This window comes from Curtobacterium sp. 'Ferrero' (genome assembly GCF_002412165.1).
Taxonomy (GTDB): domain Bacteria; phylum Actinomycetota; class Actinomycetes; order Actinomycetales; family Microbacteriaceae; genus Curtobacterium.
In genome coordinates this window covers 46,466-52,566 of sequence record NZ_NXIA01000020.1, presented here as the reverse complement: position 1 = coordinate 52,566, position 6,101 = coordinate 46,466, and the positions used below count along the sequence as shown (strand labels likewise).

The 6,101-nt window shown below is 72.5% G+C and carries 5 protein-coding genes; 1 reads left to right on the top strand and 4 read right to left on the bottom strand.

The genetic code is table 11. The annotated features are described in order from the left end of the window. On the top strand, nucleotides 1-1,325 hold a 1,325-nt coding region (locus Csp2054_RS15045), incomplete at its 5' end, for a GuaB1 family IMP dehydrogenase-related protein (protein ID WP_096900266.1). Between the two features lie 412 nt (nucleotides 1,326-1,737). On the opposite strand, the gene Csp2054_RS15040 is transcribed toward Csp2054_RS15045, so the two are convergent. From Csp2054_RS15040 to Csp2054_RS15025, 4 genes are all read right to left on the bottom strand, one after another. Then, nucleotides 1,738-2,820: a hemolysin family protein gene (locus Csp2054_RS15040; RefSeq protein ID WP_255252769.1), complete on the bottom strand. Its 1,083-nt coding sequence runs from the start codon at nucleotides 2,818-2,820 to the stop codon at nucleotides 1,738-1,740. Beyond that, nucleotides 2,817-4,208 (bottom strand): hemolysin family protein, encoded by a 1,392-nt coding sequence (locus tag Csp2054_RS15035; protein ID WP_096900265.1) that lies wholly within the window; start codon nucleotides 4,206-4,208, stop codon nucleotides 2,817-2,819. Before Csp2054_RS15035 ends, Csp2054_RS15040 begins: the two co-directional genes overlap by 4 nt. Before the next feature lie 154 nt (nucleotides 4,209-4,362). After that, on the bottom strand, nucleotides 4,363-5,445 hold the full coding sequence (locus tag Csp2054_RS15030) for an NADH:flavin oxidoreductase/NADH oxidase (protein ID WP_096900264.1): 1,083 nt from the start codon (nucleotides 5,443-5,445) through the stop codon (nucleotides 4,363-4,365). Further along, the gene (locus Csp2054_RS15025) at nucleotides 5,442-6,080 is read right to left on the bottom strand and encodes an HAD family hydrolase (RefSeq protein WP_096900263.1); all 639 of its coding nucleotides are present in this window, start codon (nucleotides 6,078-6,080) and stop codon (nucleotides 5,442-5,444) included. The genes Csp2054_RS15030 and Csp2054_RS15025 overlap by 4 nt, the downstream gene beginning before the upstream one ends. Nucleotides 6,081-6,101: the final 21 nt, after the last annotated feature.

Genomic DNA, 6,101 nt, shown 5'->3' with positions numbered 1-6,101 from the left:
GTTCCGGGGCGACGATCCCGATCGTCAGCGCGAACATGAACTCGGTCACCGGGCCCCGGCTCGCGGCCACCCTCGCCCGGCGCGGCGGCCTCGGTGTCCTCCCGCAGGACATGCACCTGCAGGACCTCGACGCGGCGATCCGGTGGGTCAAGGACCAGCCGGTCGACTTCGACACCGCCTACGACCTCGGCGCGGACACCACCGTCGCCGAGGCGCTCGAGCAGCTGCTCCCGGTCGCCGGGCGCGGCGTGGTCGTCCGCGACGGTGCGGGCGAGTACCTCGGGTGTGTCCCGGCCACCCGGCTCGGCACCGCGGGCCCCGACGCGACCCTCGGCGACCTGCTGCACGGCGCCTCGACCGCGATCGACGCGGAGGACGCCGGCACCCCGCGGCACGTGTACGACGTGCTGACGGCGGCGGAGGTCGACTTCGCACCGGTGACCCGGCACGGCCGCGTCGTCGGCACGACGAGCCCCACGAGCGCGATCCGGTCCGACATCTACACGCCGGCCGTCGACCGCGACGGTCGGCTCCGGGTCGCGGCGGCGCTCGGCATCAACGGGGACGTCGCGGCGAAGGCGAAGGCGCTCGTGGCCGCGGGCGTCGACGTGCTCGTGCTCGACACCGCGCACGGCCACCAGGAGGGCATGCTCCGTGCCCTCGACACCGTCGCCTCGCTCGACCTCGGCATCCCGCTCGTCGCCGGCAACGTCGTCACCGCCGACGCCGTGGCGCACCTGGTCGGCGCCGGCGCGTCGATCATCAAGGTCGGTGTCGGTCCGGGTGCGATGTGCACCACCCGCATGATGACCGCGGTCGGTCGTCCGCAGTTCTCGGCCGTCCTCGAGACCGCCGCGGCGGCGAAGTCGCTCGGTGCGCACGTCTGGGCCGACGGCGGCGTGCGGTACCCGCGCGACGTCGCGCTCGCCCTCGCAGCGGGGGCCTCTGCCGTGATGATCGGCTCGTGGTTCGCGGGGACGCTCGAGGCGCCGGGCGTCCTCCGGCGCGACGCCGCTGGCAAGGCCTACAAGGAGAGCTGGGGCATGGCCTCCGCCAAGGCCGTGCGGGAGCGGTTCGAGCGGCTCGACCCGTACGAGCGGGCACGCAAGGCGCTCTTCGCCGAGGGCATCTCGTCCTCCACGATCTACCTCGACCCGGAGCGGCCGAGCGTCGAGGACCTGCTCGACATGATCACCACGGGCATCCGCAGCTCGGCGACGTACGCGGGGGCGTCGTCGCTGGCCGAGTTCCACGAGCGGGCCCTCGTCGGCATCCAGTCGGCGGCCGGCTACGAGGAGGGCAAGCCCCTGCCCGTCAGCTGGTAGCGCGGGCCGCAGGCGCCGGGCGGCGACGCGCGCGTCGCGAGAGCGACAGGGTGCCGCCTGATCGCGGCGGGGATCTGTCGCTTTCGCGGGGTGGACGGCGACGTTCGGCGGCAGCCTGTCGCTTTGGCGAGATGGTCGCGACCACCGTCGGATGGAAGGCGCGCTGCCAGGCTGCACCGCGCCTCCAGACCGTCCACCGTCGCGAGAGCGACAGGGTGCCGCCTGATCGCGGCGGGGATCTGTCGCTTTCGCGGGGTGGACGGCGACGTTCGGCGGCAGCCTGTCGCTCTGGCGGGGTGGTCCGCGACGTTCGGCGACAGCCCGTCACGACGGCGGGGTGGTCGCGACCACCGTCGGACGGGAGGCGCGGTGCCAGCGGGCACCGCGCCTCCCGTCCGTCTGCTGCGTGCGGCTAGCGGCGTCGGGTCGCGTCCTCGACCTCGCCGACGAGTTCCTCGAGGATGTCCTCGAGGAAGAGCACGCCGGTCGTCCGGCCCTCGGCGTCGAAGGCCCGCGCCACGTGCCGACCGGCGCCGCGCATGGTCGCGAGGGCGTCCTCCAGGTCCATCTCCGTGTACAGGGAGATGAGCTGCCGGATGCGCTTCGGGGGCACCGGGTCGTCGTACTCGTCCGGCCGGAGGTCGATGACGTCCTTCACGTGCACGTAGCCCGTGGGGGAGCCGTCCTCGGCGACGAGCACGTAGCGGGAGAACCCGCGCTGGGCCACGGCCCGTTCGACGTCGCCCGGGGTGGCGTCCTCGGGCAGGGTGACGAGCTCGGCCATCGGCACCGCGACGTCCTTGACGTGCTTCTCCGTGAACTCGAACGCCATCCGGAGCGTGCCGCCGTTGTCCACGAGGGTGCCCTCGCGGCGGGACTGCTCGACGATCGTCTGCACCTCCTCGACGGTGAACGCGCTGACGGCCTCGTCCTTCGGTTCGACCCGGAACAGCCGCAGCACACCGTTCGCGGCCTCGTTGAGCCCGACGATGACCCAGTGCAGGCCGTGCCCGATGTACCAGAGCGTCGGGACGAGGAGCAGGGCCGCCCGGTCCGGCATCGAGAACGAGATGTTCTTCGGCACCATCTCGCCGAACACGACGTGCAGGAACGACACGAGCAGCAGCGTGATGACGAACGCGACGGTGCCGATGACCTCGACGTTCCAGCCGGTGAGGTGGAGCGGCCCCTCGAGGAGGTGGTGGATCGCCGGCTCGGACACGTTCAGGATGAGGAGCGAGCACACGGTGATGCCGAGCTGCGTGGTCGCGAGCATGCGGGTGGCGTGCTCCATCGCCCACAGGGTCATCTGCGCGGCCTTCGACCCCTCCTGGGCACGCGGCTCGATCTGCGAGCGCCGTGCGGAGATCACCGCGAACTCGGCGGCGACGAAGTAGGCGTTGCCGAGCAGGAGCACGACGAGCCAGAAGATGCCCCACCAGTCGGCGGCCGACGAGGCGGACCCGCCGGCGGCGACGACGGTCATCGCGGTCATCGGGTGCCGCCCTTCGTGGTCGTGTCGTCGACGGTCGGGGTGGACCGGGTCGACGGGATGATGATGCCGGTCGCCGGCGTCTCGGCGACCACCGGGTCCGGTGTCCAGCGGATGCGGTCCACGCGGCGCCCGTCGAGTCGTTCGACGCGGAACACGCCGCCGTCGATGCGGACCTCGTCGCCGACCACGGGGAGCCGGCCGAGCGTCGACATGAGGAACCCGCCGACGGTCTCGTACGGGCCGTCCTCGGGCACGGTGACCCCGGCGCGGTCCTCGAGCTCGTCGGGGCGGAGGAGACCGGGGAACGTGAGCCACCCGCGGGAGCGCACGACGTCGATGCGCGCACGGTCGTGCTCGTCCGACACCTCGCCGACGATCTCCTCGACGAGGTCCTCGAGCGTGACGACGCCCGCGGTCCCGCCGTACTCGTCGACCACGATCACCATCTGGTAGCCGCGCCCACGCACCTCGGCGAGCAGTGTGTCGCCGGGCATGGTCTCGGGCACGCGCTCGGCGTCCGTCATCAACGCGCCGACCGGCACGTCCGGACGCTTCTCGCGCGGGACCGCGACCGCCTGCTTGACGTGCACGATGCCGACGACGTCGTCCGCGTCCTCCTCGATCACGGGGAAGCGGCTGAACCCGGTGCGCCGTGCGAGGGCGATCACGTCCTCGGCCGACTCCGACACCCGGATGGTCGACAGGCGGGGGCGGGGCGTCATCACGTCGCTCGCGTCGAGCTCGGAGAACGAGATCGTGCGCTCCAGGAGCGTCGCGGTGTCCTGCTCGAGCGAGCCCTCCGACGCGGAGCGGCGCAGGAGCGAGGTGAGCTCCTCGGCGCTCCGCGCGCCGGACAGCTCCTCCTGCGGCTCGATCCCCATGGACCGGAGGACCGCGTTGGCGGTGCCGTTCAGGACCGCGACGGCGGGCTTGAACACGGTGGTGAACCCGACCTGCAGCGGCACGACGAGCTTCGCGGTCCGCAGCGGGAGCGCGAGCGCGAAGTTCTTCGGCACGAGCTCGCCGAGGATCATCGACAGGAGCGTCGCGATCACGAGCGCCACGACCGACCCGACGGTCTCGACGACCGCCTCGGGCAGCGCCAGCGCGAGGAACGGCGCCTCGAGCAGGGTCGCGATCGACGGCTCGAGCAGGTACCCCGTGAGCAGCGTGGTCAGGGTGATGCCGAGCTGCGCGCTCGACAGGTGCGTCGACGTGACCTTCAGCGCGCCGATCACCGGCCCGAGTCCGGCCTCACCGCGGTCACGGCGGGCCTCGACGTCGGCCCGGTCGAGGTTGACCAGCGCGAACTCGGACGCGACGAACACGCCGGTGCCGAGGGTCAGCAGGATGCCGCCGACCAGCATGACGACGTCGACGGGACTCATTCGTCACCCCCCGGGCCGTGCGGGGAGGAGCTGCTCACCGTGTGAGCGGCGGGTGAGTGCGAGGGCGAAGATGCGTTCGGAGGATCGTCCACAGTGCTCGACATCGTACTGCCTGCGCGTCCGGGAAACCGTGAGGACGTACAGGTGTGGGCACCTAGGCCGTCACCCGCGCCCGGTGGTACTGCTGCGGCTCGTAGTCGACGGCGACGCCGAGCTCGGCCGCGGCCCGGAGCGCGAACGACGGGTCCCGCAGGAACTCCCGCCCGACCATCACGACGTCCGCCTGCCCGGTCGCCACGATCTGCTCCGCCTGGAACGCCTCGGAGATCATCCCGACGGCGATCGTCGGGATGCCCGCGTCGCGCCGGACGGCGGCTGCGAACGGCACCTGGTAGCCGGGGCCGACCGGGATCGGCGCGCTGGCCACGTTCCCACCGGTGGACACGTCCGCCAGGTCGGCGCCGTGCTCCGCCGCCCACCGGGCGACCTGCGTGGTCTCGTCGAGGGTGAGGCCGCCATCGACCCAGTCGGTCGCGGAGAACCGCACGACCACGGGGAAGCCGTCGCCGACCTCGGCTCGGATCGCGTCGAGCACCTCGAGCAGCGCCCGCGCCCGGTTCTCGAGCGAGCCGCCGTACTCGTCCTCGCGGCGGTTCGACAGCGGTGACAGGAACTGGTGCAGCAGGTAGCCGTGCGCCGCGTGCACCTCGACCAGGTCGAAGCCCGCCTCGACCGCACGCCGGGCGGCCGCGGCGAACGCGAGCGCGACGACGCGGATGTCCTCGGCGGCGAGGGCCCGCGGTTCCGCGTAACCGTCGAACGCGACGGCCGACGGGGCGACGGTCGCCCAGCCGCCCTCGTCGGCGGGGACGGTCCCGCGAGCGGTCTCCCAGGGGCGGTACGTCGAGGCCTTGCGCCCGGCGTGGGCGAGCTGCACGCCCGCGGCCGCGCCCTGCGCGTGCACGAAGTCGACGATCGGCCGGAACGCGTCGCGCTGCTCGTCGTTCCAGAGCCCGAGGTCCTGCGGGCTGATCCGCCCCTCCGGCACGACGCCGGTGGCCTCGACCACGACCGCGCCCGCACCGCCCTTCGCGAACGACCCGAGGTGCACGAGGTGCCACGGTGTCGGGACACCGTCCTGCCGCTCGACCGAGTACTGGCACATGGGGGAGACCCAGATGCGGTTGCGGACGGTGAGGTCCCGGACGGTGATCGGTTCGAACAGGGCGTGCGTCACGCGGTGGCTCCTTCTGGCGTCGTCTCCGCCAGCTCCTGCAGGAACGCGCGGAGTCCGGACGGCGACGTGTAGTGGTGGCCGACCGCTCCGATCGCATCCGCGCCGGCGGCGTTCTCGGCCCTGTTGTCGACGAACACCATCTGCGCGGGCGTGATTCCCAACCGCTCGCAGGTGGTGCGGTAGACGGACGGATCGGGCTTCAGGACGTGCTCCTCCGCGCTCACGACGACCGTCTCGAACAGCGACCCCATCGGCGACCGGCGGTACGGGTCGCCGAAGTCGAAGCCCGCGTTCGAGAGCAGTGCCACGCGGGTGCCGGCGTCGTGCAGCTCCTCGACGAGCGCGAGCGTCTCCGGCTCGACCTCGAACCAGCCGGTGAAGTCGATCGCCCAGAACCGGTGCACGTCCGTGACGCTCCAGCTCCGGCCGGTCCGCTCGGCGATGGCACGCCAGTACGCCAGCACCGACAGGTCACCGCGGTCCAGGTCGTGCCGGAGCTCCTGGTACACGGGGAACAGCTCCGCCGCGGGCACCCCGGTCGCCGCGACCAGGGCGTCCCGGGACGCGTGCGGCGTCCGGCTGATCACCTCGCCGTAGTCGAAGACCACCACACGACCGGGGAGGAACAGGCTCATGCGCCCCACCGTACTGTGGGC